The 19,366-nt window shown below is 69.9% G+C and carries 18 protein-coding genes and 1 riboswitch; of the genes, 1 reads left to right on the forward strand and 17 read right to left on the reverse strand.

Annotated elements, in window-relative coordinates; translation table 11 throughout:
- Positions 1–184: 184 nt before the first annotated feature.
- From GSY65_RS00415 to GSY65_RS34605, 9 genes are all read right to left on the reverse strand, one after another.
- Positions 185–760, reverse strand: a complete 576-nt coding sequence (locus GSY65_RS00415) for a TetR/AcrR family transcriptional regulator (RefSeq protein WP_159775471.1) — start codon at positions 758–760, stop codon at positions 185–187.
- Between the two features lie 137 nt (positions 761–897).
- Positions 898–1,434 (reverse strand): ATP-binding protein, encoded by a 537-nt coding sequence (locus GSY65_RS00420; RefSeq protein ID WP_236579638.1) that lies wholly within the window; start codon positions 1,432–1,434, stop codon positions 898–900.
- Positions 1,435–1,874: 440 nt separating this feature from the next.
- Positions 1,875–2,348: a nuclear transport factor 2 family protein gene (locus GSY65_RS00425; protein ID WP_067271715.1), complete on the reverse strand. Its 474-nt coding sequence runs from the start codon at positions 2,346–2,348 to the stop codon at positions 1,875–1,877.
- A 531-nt stretch (positions 2,349–2,879) separates the two neighbouring features.
- Positions 2,880–4,043, reverse strand: coding sequence for an LLM class flavin-dependent oxidoreductase (locus tag GSY65_RS00430; RefSeq protein ID WP_159765174.1), 1,164 nt, complete (start codon positions 4,041–4,043; stop codon positions 2,880–2,882).
- Between the two features lie 27 nt (positions 4,044–4,070).
- On the reverse strand, positions 4,071–5,267 hold the full coding sequence (locus tag GSY65_RS00435) for an SfnB family sulfur acquisition oxidoreductase (protein WP_159765176.1): 1,197 nt from the start codon (positions 5,265–5,267) through the stop codon (positions 4,071–4,073).
- Positions 5,264–5,821, reverse strand: a complete 558-nt coding sequence (gene ssuE, locus GSY65_RS00440) for an NADPH-dependent FMN reductase (RefSeq protein ID WP_159765178.1) — start codon at positions 5,819–5,821, stop codon at positions 5,264–5,266. Before ssuE ends, GSY65_RS00435 begins: the two co-directional genes overlap by 4 nt.
- A gap of 12 nt (positions 5,822–5,833) precedes the next feature.
- Positions 5,834–7,051, reverse strand: coding sequence for an acyl-CoA dehydrogenase family protein (locus tag GSY65_RS00445; RefSeq protein ID WP_159765180.1), 1,218 nt, complete (start codon positions 7,049–7,051; stop codon positions 5,834–5,836).
- Positions 7,052–7,098: 47 nt separating this feature from the next.
- The gene (sfnG, locus tag GSY65_RS00450) at positions 7,099–8,226 is read right to left on the reverse strand and encodes a dimethylsulfone monooxygenase SfnG (RefSeq protein ID WP_159765182.1); all 1,128 of its coding nucleotides are present in this window, start codon (positions 8,224–8,226) and stop codon (positions 7,099–7,101) included.
- A 189-nt stretch (positions 8,227–8,415) separates the two neighbouring features.
- The gene (locus tag GSY65_RS34605; RefSeq protein WP_351078001.1) at positions 8,416–8,496 is read right to left on the reverse strand and encodes a putative leader peptide; all 81 of its coding nucleotides are present in this window, start codon (positions 8,494–8,496) and stop codon (positions 8,416–8,418) included.
- A gap of 137 nt (positions 8,497–8,633) precedes the next feature.
- Here GSY65_RS34605 and GSY65_RS00455 point away from each other — a divergent pair, with 137 nt between their 5' ends.
- Positions 8,634–9,569 (forward strand): LysR family transcriptional regulator, encoded by a 936-nt coding sequence (locus tag GSY65_RS00455; protein WP_159765184.1) that lies wholly within the window; start codon positions 8,634–8,636, stop codon positions 9,567–9,569.
- Positions 9,570–10,156: 587 nt separating this feature from the next.
- Here GSY65_RS00455 and GSY65_RS00460 read toward each other — a convergent pair.
- From GSY65_RS00460 to GSY65_RS00495, 8 genes are all read right to left on the reverse strand, one after another.
- Positions 10,157–11,305: an LLM class flavin-dependent oxidoreductase gene (locus GSY65_RS00460; protein ID WP_159765186.1), complete on the reverse strand. Its 1,149-nt coding sequence runs from the start codon at positions 11,303–11,305 to the stop codon at positions 10,157–10,159.
- Positions 11,298–12,389, reverse strand: a complete 1,092-nt coding sequence (locus GSY65_RS00465) for an LLM class flavin-dependent oxidoreductase (protein WP_159765188.1) — start codon at positions 12,387–12,389, stop codon at positions 11,298–11,300. Before GSY65_RS00465 ends, GSY65_RS00460 begins: the two co-directional genes overlap by 8 nt.
- Entirely contained in the window at positions 12,386–13,759 is a 1,374-nt protein-coding gene (locus GSY65_RS00470; protein WP_159765190.1) for an NtaA/DmoA family FMN-dependent monooxygenase, read from the reverse strand. The genes GSY65_RS00465 and GSY65_RS00470 overlap by 4 nt, the downstream gene beginning before the upstream one ends.
- Positions 13,760–13,779: 20 nt before the next feature.
- Positions 13,780–14,988 carry an LLM class flavin-dependent oxidoreductase gene (locus GSY65_RS00475; RefSeq protein WP_159765192.1) on the reverse strand — a complete coding sequence of 403 codons (1,209 nt, stop codon included), beginning with the start codon at positions 14,986–14,988 and terminating at the stop codon, positions 13,780–13,782.
- A gap of 205 nt (positions 14,989–15,193) precedes the next feature.
- Complete coding sequence (locus GSY65_RS00480; protein WP_159765194.1) at positions 15,194–15,919, reverse strand: GNAT family N-acetyltransferase; 726 nt, start codon at positions 15,917–15,919, stop codon at positions 15,194–15,196.
- Between the two features lie 88 nt (positions 15,920–16,007).
- Positions 16,008–17,036, reverse strand: coding sequence for a transporter substrate-binding domain-containing protein (locus GSY65_RS00485; RefSeq protein WP_159765196.1), 1,029 nt, complete (start codon positions 17,034–17,036; stop codon positions 16,008–16,010).
- 67 nt (positions 17,037–17,103) lie between these two features.
- Positions 17,104–17,901 (reverse strand): amino acid ABC transporter ATP-binding protein, encoded by a 798-nt coding sequence (locus tag GSY65_RS00490; RefSeq protein WP_159765198.1) that lies wholly within the window; start codon positions 17,899–17,901, stop codon positions 17,104–17,106.
- Entirely contained in the window at positions 17,898–18,878 is a 981-nt protein-coding gene (locus GSY65_RS00495) for an amino acid ABC transporter permease (protein WP_159765200.1), read from the reverse strand. Before GSY65_RS00495 ends, GSY65_RS00490 begins: the two co-directional genes overlap by 4 nt.
- A 324-nt stretch (positions 18,879–19,202) precedes the next feature.
- Positions 19,203–19,311: riboswitch (SAM riboswitch) on the reverse strand.
- Between the last annotated feature and the right edge of the window lie 55 nt (positions 19,312–19,366).

Genomic DNA, 19,366 nt, shown 5'->3' on the forward strand with positions numbered 1-19,366 from the left:
GCCGCGACCCGCAGTCGCATGGTCATCCGCGCGCCGGCCGGCAGCTGCGGGTCCTGCTCGATGGACGACCGGCGCGGGCAGGGCCAAAAGCCCCCACCCAGGACCAGCCTCACGTGCGCCCTGCTCACTTGGCGGCACCCCGCAGGGAACGGAAGCGGGGCTGTGAGTGAAGGCGATGGCGTGCTCAGGCAGCGGTGACCACATCTGCGTGAGCGACCCGCAGCAGGGTGCGGGCGGCGTCCTTGGCGTGACGGGCGGGCTCTGGAGACCCGGAGATGGCCGCTGTGGTCATCGCGCCCTCGGCGAGGAGGACGAGCTGGTCGGTCAGCCACGCGGGCACGTCCGCGGCGGCCACGAGATCGGCAAGATATCGCCGGAAGGCATCCTTGTGGGCCTTCGCGATGTCGGCCACGCTCTGGGACGTCGCCCCCAGCTCCCCGAAGGAGTTGATGAAGCCGCAGCCGCGGAACCCCTGCTCACTGAACCAGAGGAACAGCCAGTCGAAGACCGCCAGAATCCGCTGCTCGGGTGAGTCGTAGGTATCCACGTGCTGGGCAAGATCGCGGAGCCACCTCGCGTCCCGCCGCCTCAGGTACGCCTCGACCAGGGTGTCCTTGGAAGGGAAGTTCTGGTACAGGCGCTTGAGAGGCACGCCGGAGGCGGTGCGGATCGCATCCATTCCCACCGACTGAATGCCTCGGCCGTAGAACAGCTCCTCCGCAGCGTCAAGGATCCGCTGCTCAGTCGTCTCGGCTTCCACTTCGCTCACCCAATCTCGAAAACGGTCGTTCTCCCACGATACAGCCACCAGGTTGCACGGCAGATTCCCGGGCGCGGGCCGGCCGTCGCCGTGTGCGCCTGCCCGGATCGGGGCCGGGCGTGTTGCCCGCTGCCCACTCAAGCGAGCGCAAGGTCTGCCTGGGGCTGCTCAGCCGGTGCGGTGGCGACGCGGAGGCCGGCGCGGTCCCGCCGGTGATCCCGTTCCTCGAGTGTTCCGGTCCAGTCCGCCAGGAGTTCGACGATGCCCGCGCCGCGGCCGTGCTCATCAGGGGCACCGGTGCAGCGAGGGTGGGGCGAGGGCGCCGTGGCGCCGGAGTCGGCGACCTCGATACGCACGGCGCGGCCTTCGACCGCGAGGCTCACGATCATGTCGGCCCGTCCGTGCTGGGCCGCGTTTCCCGCAAGCTCGCCGACGATCAGCAGGACGGAGTCCTGATCCTCCGGGACGACGTCCCATCGGGCGAGCAGGGATGCGGCGAAGTGGCGGGCGGCGTGTACCCAGCGCTCCTCAGCGGGGAGGGCGATCATGCCGTGCCGGTGCATGCCCGTACGGGCATGGGCCAGCGCCGGGGGCACGGGGGCCGGCCGGGGCTGTTCGCCGGACGGGGGCAGCGCCATCGGCGGGGGTCGCATTGCGGTGTGCGAGAGAGTCATGGGATCACCCAGCTGAGCTTTCCGAGCCCGCATCAACAGGTTCGTGTTCTGCAGCTTCTCTGCCCTCGGCCCTGGATTAGGACGGCGTCAGGGCCCAGGCGGCGGTCCTGCGGCACTCGCGGCGGTCGACCGGCAATCCGTCCGGCCAGTTATGACAGTGTCGTGAGCCTTCAGACTAAGAACGATCGTTCTATCGATTGAGATGAGACCACCTGTAGAACGGTCGTTCTAGGCACAGGAGGGGTGCGCCGAACTGCCGAGGATCCGGAGCAGCGCCCCACGCTTACCGCAGGTGAGAGGGTCTGCAGGGCCTGCGAGGGATTCCTGAGCCCAAGCCCTCCAGGTGCGTGGCGGCCCCTGCCGCAGGTACAGCGTCACGAGCGAACCGCCGCACCGTGGATCCGGCGTCGGGTCCGGGTCCACGGCGCGGGGGTGGCCGGTCAGAGGCCGAGGTCGCTCAGGCCGGGGTGGTCGTCGGGGCGGCGTCCGAGGGGCCAGTGGAACTTGCGCTCCGATTCCTTGATGGGAAGTTCGTTGATGCAGGCGTAGCGGTGGTGCATCAGGCCGTTGTCATCGAACTCCCAGTTCTCGTTGCCGTAGGCGCGGAACCAGTTGCCCGAGTCGTCGTGGTACTCGTAGGCGAAGCGCACGCCGATGCGGTTGCCGTCGAAGGCCCACAGTTCCTTGATGAGCCGGTAGTCCAGCTCCCGGTTCCACTTGCGGGTGAGGAAGGCGACGATCTCGTCGTAGCCGGTGGCGAACTCCGCGCGATTGCGCCAGTAGGAGTCCACCGTATAGGCGAGGGCGACCTTTTCCGGGTTGCGGGAGTTCCAGCCGTCTTCCGCCAGGCGGACTTTCTGGATGGCGGTCTCCCGGGTGAACGGCGGGAACGGGGGCCGCGGTTCATGACTCATGTCGCTTCCTCTGGGTCTGTCGGTATCGCCGCTGGTGGGGTGTGAGTTCCGTTGGCGTGGGTGCGCTGCCGTGAGAACGAGCGTTCTCGTCGACGGGTATAACCTACGGGAACGATGGTTCTCGCGCAAGACCCCCAGGTGCGTCCGGGGCAAGCCGCTGTGAACAACAGGCTTGAGGTGAGGGGGTCGAGGGCCGGGCCCGTGACTCGCAGTCGCCCTGCACGCCGCCCTGCACGCCGCCCTGCACGGAAGCCTGGCGCCGCTCGGCCGCGCGACGCCTGCCGCTTCCTGACCAGCCGCCTTCAGGACATTCGCCCGTACCGTCGGCATCGCATCAGGCATCGTCGTCGGACGGCTGCGCCCGGCCGCCCGCCCGCCACTGGCAAGCCCAGACTGCTCAGCCGGACATCATCCGGAGCGCCCTTTTCGCGGGTGATGCGTTCCGCGTCACGGAGGGCGGCCTCGCGGGCGAACTCGGCGGCCGGCTCGGCGGCGAGGGCGTCCGCCTCGGCGCGTCGGCGATCACGTGGGTCATCGCCGGCTCCCGGCGTCCGCGAACGGGATCTGAGCAACGGGCTTTGCGGCCGTCGCGCCGCGGAACGGATGGCTCCACAGCCCGCGCGCCTGAAGCCGTGGCAGGACGCCCTCGCCGAACCAGTACGCCTCCTCCAGGTGCGGGTAGCCGGAGAGCACGAACTCGTCGATGCCGAGGGAGTGGTACTCCTCGATGCGCTCGGCGACCTCGTCATGGCTGCCGACCAGTGCGGTGCCCGCGCCGCCGCGGACCAGGCCGATGCCGGCCCACAGGTTGGGGTGGATCTCCAGACGGTCGCGGCCGCCACCGTGCAGGGCGAGCATCCGCTGCTGCCCCTCGGACTCGCTGCGGGCGAGCCCGGCCTGGACCGACCGCACGGTTTCCGGGTCGAAGCCCTCCAGGAGACGGTTCGCCTCCGCCCACGCCTGCCCGGAGGTGTCGCGGGTGATGACGTGCAGCCGGATCCCGAAGCGCACGGTGCGGCCCTCCTCGGCCGCCAGCCCTCGGATCCGGGCGATCTTCTCGGCGACCGCGGCCGGCGGCTCGCCCCAGGTGAGGTACACGTCGACGTGCTTGGCCGCGACCTCCCCGGCGAGGGGCGAGGACCCGCCGAAGTACACCTCCGGCACCGGGTCGGGCAGCCGGGCCAGCTTCGCCTCCTCGACCCGGAGGTGCTCACCGGTCAGGTCGACGGTCTTCCCTTGCCACAGCCCCCGGACGATTTCCAGGAATTCGCCGGTCCGGCGGTAGCGGGCATCCTTGTCGAGGAAGTCGCCGTAAGCCTTCTGCTCGTGGCTCTCGCCGCCGGTGACCACGTTGAGCAGCAGCCGTCCGCCGGTCTGCCGCTGGAAGGTGGACGCCATCTGCGCGGCGAGCGTCGGCGAGACGAAGCCGGGCCGGAAGGCGACCAGGAACTTCAGCCGCTCGGTGTTCTGGCTGACCATCGCCGTGGTCAGCCACGCGTCCTCGCACCAGGCGCCGGTGGGTGTGAGCGCGCCCACGAAGCCCAACTCCTCGGCCGCACGGGCGATCTGGCTCAGATAGGCGACCGTCGGCGACCGGTCACCGCCGGTCGTGGTGACCGGGGTGCCGTGGCCGCCGCCGACGACGTGGCGGCTGTCGCCATTGGTGGGCAGGAACCAGTGGAAGGTGAGGGACACGTGGGCCTCCGATGGGGGATTGGTTCGTCAGAGCAGGCCGTGCCGGGGCGGCCGTGTGCCGTTGAGCAGGTAACGGCCTATGTGCTGGACCTTCCAGCGGGCCGGGTCGTGCAGGGTGTGGGTGCGCGCGTCACGCCAATGGCGGTGCAGGCCGGCGGAGTCGAGCGCCGAGCGGGTGCCGGAGACCTCGAACAGGGCGCTGCCGACCTCCACGGCCACCTCCGCCGCCGTCACCTTGGCCGCAGCCACCGCTATCGAGGCTTCCGCCGCGGAGTCGTCCGTCAGCTCGGTGCGGGCGGCGTCCACGGTTCTGGCTGCGGTGGCGAGCAACGCGTCGGCGGCCCGCACCCGGATGGCCAGTTCCCCCAGCCGTTGGATCAGCAGCGGGTCGTCGGCGGCGGTCGGGTGTCCTTCGTCGACGCTCTCGAACCAGGGACGGCTCTTCGTGCGCACGAAGTCCACGGCCTCGGCCAGCGCTCCGGAGGCGATCCCGGCGTCGATGGCGGCGTGCAGCAACTGCGCCACCGCACCGTGGAGCTGCGGTCCCCGGAAGGTGAGGTGGTGCGGCACCACACGGTCGGCGGGCACCGGCACCGACTCCAGGCGGACGGTTCCGCTGGCGGTGGTGCGCTGCCCCATGCCGTCCCAGTCGTCCACGACCGTGAGGCCGGGTGCCTCCCGCGGCACGAAGGCCACGTGCAGGTTGTCGTCGTCGGCGCGGGCGAGGACCGGGACCCAGTCGGCGAAGAGGGCGCCGGTGGAGTAGTGCTTGACGCCGTCGAGGACGTACGACCCGTCCGGGCGGCGAGCGAGCCGGGTGCGGATGTCCTGCACGTGCTTGGTTCCCGCCTCGGACTGGGCGTTGCCGAAACGCTTGCCTCGCAGCACCTCGCCGAAGAGGAACCGCTGCTGCTCGTGGGTCCCCTGCCGGCGCAGCACACCCACGTACACGAAGTGGCTCTGCGGGATCTGGGCGAGGCTGGCGTCGGCGGCGGCCAGCAGCCGGAAGATCTCGGCGAGCGTCTCCACGCGGACGTCCGCGCCGCCGAACTCGGCCGGCACCGTCACCCCGAGCAGTCCGGAGGCGGACAGCCGCCCCAGCTCCGCGTGCGGCAGCCGGCGGAGCGCGTCCCGCTCCGCGGCGCCCTTGCGGAAGTCCGCGGCCAGCTCGGCGGCGACGGCGAGGGCCTCCCCGTCGCCGCCGATCACGGCCAGGGCGCTCATCCGGTGGCCGCCAGCAGCGTCGTACGGCCGCCCAGCGCGAGCGAGAACTGGTCCGTGACCTGGGCCAGCGCCTCGGCCGAGGCGGGCGCGACGATCAGCGAGCCGTCGTCGCCGACCGTGATGTCCTTGTCGAGCGTGAACCACCCCGGTGTGATGTGCGCGGGTCCCATGGAGGCGAGGACCGGCCGCAGGGCGTAGTCGATGGCCAGGACGTGGGCGGTGGAACCGCCGGTGGCCAGGGGCAGTACGGTCTTGCCCGCCAGGGCGTACTGCGGGAGGAGGTCGAGCAGCGACTTCAGCAGGCCGGAGTAGGCGGCCTTGTAGACCGGGGTGCCGATGACGACGCCGTCCGCGTGCTTGACCAGGGCGCTGGCCTCGACGATCGCCGGGTGAGCGAAGTCGGCGTGCAGCAGGGCCTCGGCCGGCAGCGTGCGGACGTCGAACGGGATCACCTCGTGGCCCTGGGCCGCGAGCCGGTCGTCGAGGTGGCGCAGCAGCCGGGCGGTGCGGGAGGTGGGAGAGGGACTGCCGGAGACGGAGAGGATGGTGGCCATGGGAGGGACCTTTCAGGAGTACCAGGTGGGCTGCGGCAGTTCACCGGTGAGGACGTGGCGGCCGACCTCACGGCGCTTGTAGGCGACGGGGTCGTGGAGCGTGTGGGTGCGGATGTTGCGCCAGAAGCGGTCGAGGCCTTCGGCGGAGGCGGTGGCGCGGGCTCCGGTCACCTCGAAGATGCGGTGGGTGATCTCCAGGGCGACGTCGGTGGCGCGGGCCTTCACCGCGGCCACCCGCACCTCGAACTCGCCCCGGGCCTGTGCGGTGACCGCGTCCGGGTCGTCGTGCAGCTTCTGGCCCTCGTCGGCCACGGCGTCGGCCAGGGCCTCGACGGCCCACAGCTGGGCGGTGAGGTCGCCGTAGATGTCGATGACGTAGGGCTCGTCGACGGCGTGCTCGTGGCCGCCGTGCAGCCAGGGCCGTGACTTGGTCCGGGTGTAGGTGGCGGCGGTCTTCAGCGCTCCGGCGGCGATGCCGAGGTAGAAGTTGACGAAGACGAGCTGGATGGTCGGCACGTTGAGGGTGTTGTACACGCGGGGCCGGAACTGCTTGTCCACGTATCCGGCGGCGGCGGTCCAGGGGACGCGTACGGCGTCGAGGGTGACGCCGCCGCTCTCGGTGAGGCGCTGGCCGATGTTGTCCCAGTCGTCGTGGAAGGTCAGGCCCTCGCTGTCGGAGGGGACGATGGCGAAGACGTGGTCGTCGGTGCCCTCCAGGACGCCTTCCAGCACGGTGACGTCGGAGACCTTGCTGCCGGTGGAGAAGGTCTTGCGGCCGGTGAAGGTGAGCGTGTCGCCCTCGTCCTTCACCACCACGTCCTCGTCGCGCGGGTTGACCGCGCCGCCGAAGAACCACTGGTTGCGGGCGGCCTCGGCCTCGACGTGCTCCCACTGTTCGCGGGTGCCGACCAGGCGGGCAGCCCAGTTCCACAGGTAGTGGTAGCCGAGCAGCTGGCCGATGGAGCCGTCGGCCTTGGCGACCTCGCGGACGACGCGGTAGGCGGTGGTCCAGTCCTGGCCCGCGCCGCCGTGCTCGACGGGGCCGAGGAGGGTGACCAGGCCGGACTCCTTCAGCAGCCGGACCTCCGCGTACGGGGTGGCGGCGGCCTTGTCCCGGGCGGCGGCGTCGGAGGCGAGGACGGCTGCGACCTCGGCGGCGCGGGCGATCCAGCCGGCGGCGTCGGTCGGGTCGGGGGCGGTCTTCCAGTCGGCCGGTGCGGCGGTGCTCATGGTGGGACCCTTTCGGTCTCGGGTGGGGGAGGGTTCGGGGCGTGCGGTCAGGCGCGGGCGGCGACGGGCACCGACTCGAACTGCCGGGCCTCCAGTTCGCGTACGAGGGGCAGCACCCGCTTGCCGAAGTACTCGACCTCCTCGTGGTAGTGCAGGAAGCCGAGGAGGAAGAGGTCGACGCCGAGCCGCTTGTAGGCGACGATCCGCTCGGCGATCTGCTCGGGCGTGCCGATCAGGCCCGTGCGGAAGCCGTCGTTGTACTGGACGAGGTCTTCGAAGCTGGAGTCCTGCCACATGCCCTTGCCGTCTGCGGTGGACTGCCCGGCCTGCTGGACGGCGTCGCGGAAGCCGTGGACGGCCGGTGTGTCGGCCTTGGCGACGATCTCGCGGAGTGTGTCGCGGGCCTCGGCCTCGGTGTCGCGGGCGATGAGGAAGCCGTTGAGGCCGAACTTCGGTGCTGTGCGTCCGGCTTGGGCGGCGGAGGCGCGGACGTCTTCGATCTGCTCGGTGACGCCGTCGAAGTCCTTGCCGTTGCTGAAGTACCAGTCGGAGACGCGGCCCGCCATGGTTCGGGCGGCGGTGGAGTTGCCGCCCTGGAAAATCTCCGGGTGCGGACGCTCGGGGGTGTTCAGCGGCTTGGGCTTGAGGGAGAAGTCGCGCAACCGGTAGAAGTCACCGGCGAGTTCGGTGTGATCCTCGGTCCAGATCTGGCGCAGGGCGGTGATGAACTCCTCCGCGCGGCGGTAGCGCTCGTCGTGCTCCAGCCAGGGCTCGCCGAGGGCCGTGAACTCGCCCTTGAACCAGCCGCTGACGACGTTGACGGCGAAGCGGCCGTTCGACAGGTGGTCGGCGGTGGCGCCGAGCTTGGCGAGGACGCCCGGGTGCCACAGGCCGGGGTGGACGGCGGCGATGACCTTCAGCCGCTCGGTGGCGAGCAGCAGGGCGAGGCTGAAGCTGGTCGACTCGTGCTGGTACTCGGCGCCGTAGCTGGCCATGTAGCGGACCTGGCTGAGGGCGTAGTCGAAGCCGTTGTTCTCGGCCAGCACGGCCAGTTCGCGGTTGTAGTCGTAGCTCCAGTCGGTGCGCTGCTCGATGGTGCTGGTGACCAGGCCGCCGCTGACGTTGGGTACCCAGTAGGCGAAGCGGACGGGGTCGGGTCCGGGGGTTGCGGGCATGGGGAACTCCTGGCGGGAATGCGCATGCGAAAAGGCGCGTGCGGTGACAGGGAAACGTGTTCAGTGATCGGGATTCAGGCGTGCGGCGACGACGTTCCCGGGACGGCAGAAATCACCACGAAAAGACCGGCAGTGGAATATCCAGGAAGGGCGTGTCGGCGCAGGTTCGAGGGTTTCCCTCGGGTGCGCTCAGACCCGACAGCGACAGCAGGAGCTGGAGACACGCGCGAGGTCGACGTGGCGTCGCCGCGTGAGGTCCTGTCGCTTCATGCCTTCGATCAAAGCAGTGGGGGTACGGCCGGTCAAGAATGCCCGGATGTCATTTCACATGCTGAGAGTCGGTATTCACGAGGTTGTGACAGGGATTCCCTTGAACGCGGCGCGCGGTGAACGGCAGTCTCCTTGCCGTGCGTATCGAACAGCTCGAATACATCGCCGCCGTCACGCGGTTGGGGTCGCTGCGGCGCGCCGCAGAAGAACTGCACCTGTCCCAGCCCGCGCTCAGCGAGACCGTACGCAACCTGGAGCGCGAACTCGGCGTGGACCTGCTGGAGCGGAAGCGTTCCGGGGCGAAGATCAGCGACGAGGGCCGGGAACTGCTGCCGCACATCATGACCGTGCTGGATGCGGTCGACCGGCTGCGTGGCGCGGCCGGCGACCAGCACCGCATCAGCCGCATGGTCCGCCTCGGCACGGTCAACACGGCCACCGTCCCGCTGGTCATACCCACGGTGCGGGAGTTCCGGGCCTCGCACCCGGCCACCCAGGTCGAGTTGGTCGGCGCACAGCAGTCCGAGATCCACCGCGGGCTGCTGGAGGGCGCGTTCGACCTGGGGCTGGTGAACTACCTCGGAGGCGACGACATGCCACCCGGCTTCGAGACCACCGAACTCCTGCGGGGCCGGCCGGTGGTGTGCGTGCGCCCGGACAGTCCGCTCGCGGCCCTGGACGCGGTGGACGTGGACAGCCTCCTGGCCGAGCCGCTGGTCGTGATGCGGTCCGGCTATGTCATGCACCGCTTTGTCCACCGTCTGCTGGGCGGCCGTACGCCGTCCTTCTCGTACTCCACCGACGGCGCCGAGATGGGCAAGCTGATGGTCGCCGAGGGACTGGGAGCCACGGTGCTGCCCGACTTCAGTGTCATCGGCGATCCCCTGGAACGGCGGGGCACGATCACCGTACGGCCGCTGGCCGGGGACGCGGCCGACGTGCTGCTGATCCTGCAGCGCCGGCACTCCGGTTCCGTCCCGCGAGCCGTCCGCGATCTGCACGAGCTGTTCGTGCGCAACGCACGGGCGGTACGAGGACTCTTCGCGACGGCCGGCGGACGAACGACCGCGTAGTCGTCTTCATGAGCGACACACCCTGCACCGGCAAGTCCACCCTCACCCGTATCCGGGCTGCCCGGATCGCTGTGGCCCTTGTGCGGGTCGACCCCATCGAGCATGCGATCGCGTCCGTTCCGCCTCCGCCGGGTACCAGGTTGGCCCCGCGGGCCACGCCGTCAGATACGCCCTGGCTGAGGAACACCTTCGGCAGGGGCTGACCGTGATCGCGGAATCGGTCATCCGTTGAGCGTGACACGCGGCGCCTGGCGGGACACGGTCAACGGGACGTGTGTGCCCGTCGCCGAGGCGGAGGTGATGCTCGGATCCGGCCGAGCACCGGCGCTGGGTGACCTCGCGGGCGGTCGGCTTTCCCGGTCTGCCGCTGCTCGAATGGCAGTAGATCGCGGATCGGGAGTACGAGCCGTGGGACCGCGAGCACGTCCTCGTCGACGCGGCGGTACAGAGCCAACGATCAGCCACTGGCTCTGCTCCTCCGTGCCCTCCCACCAGGCTGACCGTTGCCGTTCGGCGTTGCGGGGCTGCTCGGCCGAGTCGGCGCGTGGGTCGGTGCCTCGAACACCTTGTCATCGGAACGCCGAGCATCATCTCGGCTGGAAGGAGAGCCCTCGTCGGCGCCATTCCTCCGCGAGCAGTTCGTACGAGCGGACCCGGTCCGCGTGGTCGTGGGTGATCGTCGTGATGAGCAACTCGTCTGCGCCCGTGGCCTCCTGCAGTTGCAGCAACTGGTCGGCGACCCGGCCCGGCGAGCCGACGAACTGGGTGTCGAGGCGGTCCCGGACGAGGGCGCGGTCCTCGTCGGTCCATGGGTGGGCGCGCGCCTCCTGCGGCGTCGGGAACTCGATGGCGCCCTCGGCGGTGCGGATGCTGCGCACCCACGGGCCGTAACCGGTGGCGAGCTCCCGGGCCGTTGCGTCGTCCTCGGCGACGACGACGTCCGCCGAGACGCTGACGTACGGCTTGTCGAGGAACTCGGAGGGCTGGAAGAAAGACCGGTAGCCCTCCACCGCCTCCAGGACCGTGGCCGGGCTGACGTGATAGTTGGCCGCGAACCGCAGGCCGTTGCCGCCGGCCACCTCGGCGCTCTGGCCACCGCTGCTGCCCAGGATCCACACCTCCACATCGGCGCCCTCCCCCGGCACGACGTGAGCTTCGACGCCTTCCGGCGAGCGGTAGGTGCCGGCCAGCAGGGCAAGGATGTCGCCGATCTGCTCGGCGTAGTCCTGTGACTCGGCGCCGGGCAGCAGGAGCAGCCTGCGCTGCAGCGCGATGCGGGGTGAGCCGAGTAGATGCTCGAAGGAGAAGCGGGGTGGGATCAGCAGGCCGTTCGGGGTGCGGCCGTCGACGACCGGGGGCGCTGTGGTGGACGGTGCGGACGGCTGTCCCGGCGGGCGGCCTCCCGAGCGGCCCAGGCCCAGATCGAAGCGGCCCGGGTGCAGGGTGTCGAGCAGGCCGAACTCCTCCACGGTGGACAGCGCCGTCCGGTGCCCGAGCTGCACGGCCCCGGAGCCGAGCCGGATGGTGGAGGTGGCGGAGGCGGTCAGCGCCAGGACGACGGCGGGTGACGTTCCGGCCACGCCGGGATTGAGGTGGTGTTCCGCGAACCAGTAGCGGGCATACCCGAAACGCTCGGCCTGCTGAGCGAGGTCGATGGAGTTGCGTAGGGCATCGGCTGCCGTCGAGCCGGAGGAAATAGGGACCAGGTCGAGGACGCCGAGGGGAATGTCAGACACGGATGGACTCCTGAGCGAGTGGTGATGCCGGAAGCACGGGGCCCCAGGCGAATGGCGGATCCGGGATCTCCCGACGCAGCACGGGGGCGGCCTCGGACTGGAACAGTTCGAGCGAGGCCCGGTGCTGGGATTCCGTCAGCCCGTTCGCGTCGGCATGCAGGTGCACCACGGTGTGGCCGAACTGTTCGTGGTAGCGGTGCACCTTGTCGATGACCTGCTGTGGGCTGCCGATCAGGGCGGAGCTGCGTTCGACGAAGTCCGCCAGAGTCTCGAAGACCAGCGGCAGGCCAGCCTTCCTGAAGAAAGCCAGGTTGGACTCGAAGATCGGCCGGTACGCGGCCAGCGCCTCCTGGGAGGTGGGGGCCACGTAGATGCCGGCCGTCCCGGCGCCGACCGCGATGTGGGCCGGGTCACGGCCGTAGAACTCCCAGCGCTCGCGGTAGTAGCGGATCAACTCGGCATACGGCTCGATGGGGTTGCTGACGTTCGCGGAGAACAGCGGATCGCCGTGGCGGGCGGCGAGATCGACGGACTCCTTGCTGGTGGCGCTGCCGTGCCAGACCCGGACCGGCTGCTGGTACGGCCGCGGCCACACCTCGGCGTCGGTCAGCGGGGGACGGAAGCGGGTGTCGGCGGTGACCTTGTCCTGCCGCCAGATCTTCCGGAAGACCTCGTAGCTCTCGGCGTTGCGGTCCCACTGGTCCTCGGACGTGACGTGGAACAGCTCGCGCTGGGCGGAGCCGTTGCCCTTGCCGATGATCAGGTCGAGGCGGCCGCCCGACAGATGGTCGAGGGTGGCGTAGTCCTCGTACGCGCGGACCGGGTCCAGCAGGCTGAGCGTGGTCACGGCCGTGAACAGCCGGATGCGTCGGGTCAGTGCCGCGATGTGGCTGAGGACGACGGTGGGCGAGGAGGAGATGAACGGCCGCTCGTGGCGCTCCCCCACGCCGAAGCCGTCGAAGCCGAGTTCCTCGGCGAGCAGGGCGTTGTCAAGGACCTCGCGGAACCGGTCATGGGTCGGCTTGTGCACCCCGGTGATCGGATCCGGCCGGTGCACGATCAGGGTGATGGCGAGGAACTTCACGACGCCGCCCGCTTTTCGGACGCCTCGTCCGGGTGGGCGAGGCCGAGGTGGTGCCGGAGCGTCGGGCCCTCGTAGTCGGTGCGGAAGACGCCCTGTTCCTGCAGCAACGGGACAACCTTGTCTGCGAAGTCGTCGAGGCCGGTCGGGGTGATGTGCGGGACGAGAATGAAGCCGTCACTGGCGTCGGCCTGGACGTGGTCGTTGATGGTCTTGGCGATGGTGGCCGGGGAGCCGACGAAGTTCTGGCGGTTGCCGGTGTTGATGACCAGGTCGCGGATGGACCAGTTGTTCGCCTCGGCCAGCTCGCGCCACTCGCGGGCGGTGGCCAGCGGGTCGCGGTACATGCGGACCTGGGCGCGGCCCTGGGAGATGTGGTGGTCGCTGACATCGGGGTCGATGTCGGGGAGTGGCCCGTCCGGGTCGTAGGAGGACAGGTCCCGGTTCCAGACGAACTCCAGATGCTTGAGGGCGGTGGCCCCGCTGACCTGCCGGCGGCGTACCAGCTTGGCCAGTTCCTCCGCCTCGGCGTCGGTGTCGGCGAGGGCGAAGGAGGCGGCGGGCAGGATCAGCAGTTGGTCCTGCCTGCGACCGTACTTGGCGAGGCGGTTCTTGACGTCCGTGTAGAAGGCCTGGCCGGCTTCGAGGGTGGCGTGCCGGCTGAAGATCGCGTCGGCTTCGGAGGCGGCGAACTCGCGGCCTTCCTCGGAGTCGCCGGCCTGGAAGATCACCGGGCGGCCCTGCGGGGAGCGCGGCACGTTGAACTGCCCGTGGATGTCGAAGTGCTGTCCGGTGTGGACGAAGGCTCCGGCCTTGGCGTGGCGCAGGAAGGTGCCGGTCTCCTGGTCGGCGAGGATCTCGTCGCCGTGCCAGGAGTCGAAGAGCTCGTTCGCCGTGGCCAGGAACTCCTTGGCGCGGGAGTAGCGCTCCTCCTGCGGCAGGAAGCCGCCGCGGCGGAAGTTCTCGCCGGTGAAGGCGTCCCAGGAGGTGACGACGTTCCAGGCGGAGCGTCCGCCGGAGAGGTGGTCGAGACTGGCGAACTGGCGGGCCACCTCGTAGGGCTCGTTGAAGGTGGAGTTGATGGTGCCGGTCAGGCCGAGGTGCTCGGTGACGGCGGCGAGCGCGGCGAGCACGGTGAAGGTGTCGGGGCGGCCGACCACGTCCAGGTCGTAGATCTTCCCGCCCTGTTCGCGCAGCCGGAGTCCCTCGGCGAGGAACAGGAAGTCGAACTTCGCGCGTTCGGCGGTCTGCGCGAAGTGGACGAAGGAGCTGAACTCGATGTGACTGCCGGCCTTCGGGTCGCTCCACACGGTGGTGTTGTTGACGCCCGGGAAGTGCGCGGCCAGATGGATCTGCTTCAAAGGCTTGGTCATCGGTCGGGGATCCTTCCGGTTCAGACGGTGGTGGCGGCGTAGCGGTTGGCGGGGCGGGCCAGCCCCAGCAGGCCGCGCAGGGTGCCGGCCTCGTAGGCGCGGCGGAAGGCGCCCCGGCGCTGCAGTTCGGGGACCAGCCCCCGGGTGATCGCCGGGAGGTCGTGGCCGGCGACGGCGGGACGCAGCCGGAAGCCGGTCAGCCCGACGCTGTGCAACTCATGCAGCAGATCGGCGAGTTGGGCGGGCGTGCCGGTGAAGATGCGGGCATCACTCGTGTACGGCTGTCCCGCGAGCGCGTCGAGCCGTTCCCGGCGGGCGGTCGCGGCGGCCGGGTCGTCGTCGAGGAAGACGACCAGGTCGCCGAAGACATGGAGGGGGTCGGCGGCTCGCCCCGCCGCGTTCTGCTCGGCGCGGATCCGGGCGACGACGGCGCGGGCCTCGTCGGCGTCGTGCGGGGTGACGTACCCGATGTCGGCGGCGCGGGCCACCAGCCGGTACGGGACGGTGCCGTGGGCGAGGGCGCTGACGATCGGCTGGCCCTGCGGCGGGCGGGGCGTGATGCTGGGGCCTGTGACGCTGAAGTGCCTGCCCTCGAAGTCGATGTGGTGCAGCTTGTCCCGGTCGATGAAGCGGCCGGTGGCGGCGTCCCGGATCTCGGCGTCGTCCTCCCAGCTGTCCCACAGGCGGCGCACGACCTCCACGTAGTCGGCGGCCTCGTCGAAGAGGTCGGCCACCGGCTCCCAGGTGTCCGGGTGGTCGTAGGCCTCGATGCGCGGGACGCTGCGGCGGCCGAAGTGCGCGGCCTCGTTCGGGCGGGCCGTGATCTGCACGCGCAGGCCGGCGCGGCCGGCGCTGACGTAGTCGAGGGTGGCGATCGCCTTGGAGATGTGGAACGGCTCCGTGTGCGTGGCCACCACCGTCGGCACCAGACCTATGTGCCGGGTCAGCGGTGCGACGCGGGACGCGATGAGGACGGCGTCCAGGCGGCCGCGTACCTGGTCGGTGCGCTCGTCCGGGTCCAGGAAGTGGGAGGACTGAAGGCCGAGGCCGTCCTCGATGGTCACGAAGTCGAGCAGACCGCGCTCGGCCTCGGTGACCAGATCGGCCCAGTATCCGGCAGTGAACAGGTCGCGCGGGCGGGCCACCGGCTCGCGCCAGGAGGCGGGGTGCCAGCCGGTGCCGTCCAGAGCCACGGCAAGGTGCAGATGGGAAGCGGGAGTTGAGGACACGGGGGTGCCTTCCTGAAGGTGCGTACGAGATCGCCGGCCCGCGGGAAATCGGGCTTTCGGCGGCTGGGGAAACGAGGTCAGGGGCTACAGAGGGAGCCGGCCACGCGCTGGAGGTCGATGTGGGACCGGGAGTGGAGGCGGACAGCACGGAGTACACGTGTCACGTGTCGCACCTCTGTCCGGGCGGACACCGGCAACGCGGCGGCTATGCCGTTTCTTCCAGAGCGGCGACGCCGGTGTGCTGGACGAGCGAGAAGGCGGTGTGGCGGCGCACGGTGAAGCCGATCGATTCGTACAGCCGGATCGCGTTCGTGTTGGTGGCTGCGGCGTGCAGGAAGGGGCGTTCGCCGCGTTCCCTGACGCCGGCGGCGACCGCGCGGACCAGGCGGGTGGCCAGACCCCGGCCGCGGTGGGCGGGGTCGGTGCACACGGCGCTGATCTCCGTCCAGCCTGGTGGGTGCAGCCGCTCGCCGGCCAGGGCGATCAGCCGGCCCTGGTGGCGGATGCCGAGGTAGGTACCCAGTTCGACGGTTCGGGGCAGATAGGGGCCCGGCTCGGTGCGGGCGATCAGGTCGAGGATCTCGGGCACGTCGTCGGGTCCGAGCCGTACGGCCCCGGGGTCGTGTTCGGCCCGGAGGGAGGTGTCCACGAGTTGGACACCGTGTCCGGTTCGCACGACCTCCCAGCCCGCCGCCGCCTCGGTGACGCCCTGTACCGCGGCGGTGCCGCCTGGGCCGACGAGTGCGGCGAGGTCGGCCCAGGCACGCGGGTCGTCCTCGTCGGAGAGGGCGTGGAACGGAGCCACGTCCTGCTGGTAGCGGACTGCGCGGCCGTGGCGTTCGGCGAAGCGGGCGTGGGGGCCGGTGAGCGCGGCCCAGGCGGGGTTGTCCAGGATGTGCGAGGAGAGGGCGTCGATGCTGGTCACGGACATGGTGTGGCGGTCTCCGGTGTGCGGCTCGGGTGTCCGGCGCCCGGGGATTCCACCGCGAGGTGGCGGTGGAATCCCCGGTACGCGTTGGTCAGGAGTTGTCCAGTGGCAGCCCGGGCGGGTTGACCTCGGACGTGGCCACGGCCTCGTTCGAGAGGTTGTAGGCCTTGAGCCACTCGGCGTACTGACCGTTCTTGATCAGGTAGTTGATGGCGTCGGCGAGCGGCTTCGCCAGGCCGCTGTCCTTCTTCGCGGTGGCCGCGATCAGGCCCTGCAGGCTCTCGCCGGCGCCGGAGTAGGTGCCGGCGGTGCGGGTGGCGTTGGGCGTGTTCGCGGTTTGCCGATTGTGGTAGGCGATGCCGGGGTTGGGGCCGAAGTACGCGTCGATCTTGCCGCTGGACAGGGCGAGGTAGACGCTGTTGCTGTCCTGGAAGTACTTGACGGTGAGGCTCTTGCCCTCCTTGGCCAGCTTCGCCTTCCACTCCAGGAGGATCTTCTCCTGGTTGGTGCCGGAGCCGACGGAGACGGTCTTGCCGGCGAGGTTCTCGTAGTTGCCGTCGAAGTTCCAGGTGCTCTTCTTCGGCACGGTGAAGGCGAGGTTGTCCTGCCGGTAGGAGGCGAACTCGTACTTCTTCTTGCGCTCCTCGGTGTCGGTGACGTTGGAGAAGGCCACGTCGACCTTGCCGCTGTCGATGCCGACGAAGAGGTTCTCCCAGGTGGAGTTCTTCACCTCGGGCTGCAGGCCGAGGACTGCGGCGACCAGGCGGCCGAAGTCGGGCTCCGCGCCGGTGAGGGTCTTCTGGTCGCTGCCCACGTAGGCCAGCGGCGGGAAGCCGGCTGGCAGGGCGCCGACGCCGATCTCCAGCTTGCCGCTCTTCTTGAGGGCGGCGGGCAGTTCGGCGCTGATGGACTTGACCTCGGAGACCTTGATGGAGGTCTGCTTGGCCGCGCCGTTGGAGACCTGGCCGATGACGACCTCGCCGGACGTGGCGGCGCTGTCGATGGATGTTGCCGCGTCGCTGTTGCCACCGCAGGCGGCGAGCCCGGTGACCAGGGAGGCGACGGCGGTCGCCGCGGTGATGCCGCGTATCAGGCTGCGTCGGGTGATGTGGGTGGACATGGCCGTTCCTTGTCGCTGAAAGGGTGATGAGGGTGATCGTGGGGGGAGGTCACAGGGGTGGGGCGGGTCAGAGGACCTTGCCGAGGAAGTCCCTGGTCCGCTCGTGCTGGGGGTTGTCGAGGACCTCTGAGGGCGGGCCCTGCTCGATGATCTTGCCGTTGTCGATGAAAACGACCCGGTCGGCGATCTCGCGGGCGAAGCCGATCTCGTGGGTGACGATGACGAGGGTGGTGCCGCTGGAGGCCAAGTCCCGAATGACGGCCAGGACTTCGCCGACCAGTTCGGGGTCCAGGGCGGATGTGGGCTCGTCGAAGAGGATGACTCCGGGGCGCAGGGCGAGGGCGCGGGCTATGGCGACGCGCTGCTGCTGGCCGCCGGAGAGTTGGCGCGGGTAGGCGCCGGTCTTGTCGGCGAGGCCGACACGGCCGAGGAGTTCATGGGCGAGTGCCTGTGCCTCGTTCCTGCCGAGCCGGCCGGTGGCGACCGGGGCGGTGGCCACGTTGTCCAGGACGGTCAGGTGTGGGAAGAGGTTGAAGTTCTGGAAGACGAAGCCGATGCGCCCGCGCTGGGTGAGGATCGCACGCTCGCTCAGTTCCTTCAGCCGATCGCCATGCCGCTTCACGCCGATCGGTTCGCCGTTGATGCTGACATAGCCGATCTCGGGCTTCTCCAGGTGGTTGATGACCCGCAGCAGGGTGGACTTGCCGGAGCCGGAAGGGCCGAGGATGACCGTGACCTCGCCGGGGCGGACGGTCAGGTCGACGCCGTCCAGGACCCGGTGGGTTCCGTACCACTTGTGCACGTCATGGACCTCGACGGTGGCGGCTACGACGTCCGCCAGGGCCTCGGCGGTCTTGGCGGTCATACGGCGGCCTCCCGGCGGATGCGGGCCCGCAGGACGGTGAGACCGGTGCGGAGCTTCTGCAGTGGCGTCGGCGGCAGGCTGCGGGTGGCGCCGCGGGCGTAGTACCGCTCGACATAGAACTGGACGACGGAAACGACGCTGGTCAGGATGAGATACCAGACGGTGACGACCAGCAGCAGCGGCACGATGTCGCCGGGGTAGGTGGAACCCATGGTCTGCGCGGAGCCGAAGAGGTCGAGCAGGGAGACGTAGAAGACCAGTGACGTGCCCTTGATCAGGCCGATGAGCTGGTTGACGTAGTTGGGGATGATGGAGCGCAGCGCCTGCGGAAAGACGATCTTCCGGAACTGGTAGCCCTTGGGCAGGCCGAGGGCGGCGGCGGCCTCGTGCTGGCCCTGGTCGACGGAGAGGATGCCGCCGCGCACCACCTCTGCCGCATAGGCAGCCTCGTTGAGGCTGAGGCCGACGACGGCGACGACCATGTCGGTGGCGAGTCTCGACTCATCGAAGGAGAAGAAGGCCGGGCCGAAGGGGATGCCGACGCTCAACGTCTTGTAGAGGGCACTGAAGTTGTAAAGGAAGATCAGCACCACGATGAGCGGGATGGAACGGAACGCCCAGACATAGGTCCAGCTGACAGCGCGCAGCACGGGGCTCTTCGACAGCCGGGCCACGGCGATCAGGGTGCCGCCGATCAGGCCCAGCACCGCGCTGTAGGCGGTGACTTCGAGGGTGATCAGCAGGCCGTCGAGGATGGTGGGGCGCAGGAACCAGTAGCCCCAGCGGTCCCACTGGTAGAAGGGGTTGGAGATTAGTCCGTGCACGAACTGGGCGACCAGGACCACCATGACCGCGGTGGCAAGCCAGCGCCCTGGTCGTCGGAGCGGGAGAACTCGCTGGGCGGTGAGCGGTTTCGGTGGTTCGTCGGCGGTCGGCGCCTCGGGGAGGGTGACGGTGGCGCCAGGGGGTTCACTCATGGTCGGCTCCGGCTGTGTGGGAGCGCCCCGGAAGCGCGGCGGCATGCGGGGACGCACACGACGGCGAGGTACCGGGGGCGGGAGGGTAACGGCACACCGCAAGCGCGGTGTGGGTCAGGGAATGCGGGGAGATGCGGGGAAGTGTCAGCCCCGGCAGCGGGCACAGCCCGGTGCGGTACACAGCGCGCTGTTCACACGAAGCAGATCGACGGCGCGATCGGTGACGAGAGGGTTCGGGTACGGCTGTACACGGCTCTGCGGGCGGCGCGTGGCCGTCCTGTGAGCTGCGTACATGGCGTCACCATCTCTGTTCTGGCCCCGTGGGCCTCGCGCTTACCGAAGCGTCTTCGGTCCGGTCGTCACCTGGGGCACCCCACCGCGACGCGAGGGTTGCCGGTCAGCAAGCCAGGGCTTGTCGCTGACACTCATGACCGTTCTGGGCTGCAGTTAAGACAATTGCCCGAACGAATGTCAACGCCGGTCCACCA

The sequence above is a fragment of the Streptomyces sp. HM190 genome, assembly GCF_009857135.1.
Lineage (GTDB): Bacteria > Actinomycetota > Actinomycetes > Streptomycetales > Streptomycetaceae > Streptomyces > Streptomyces heilongjiangensis.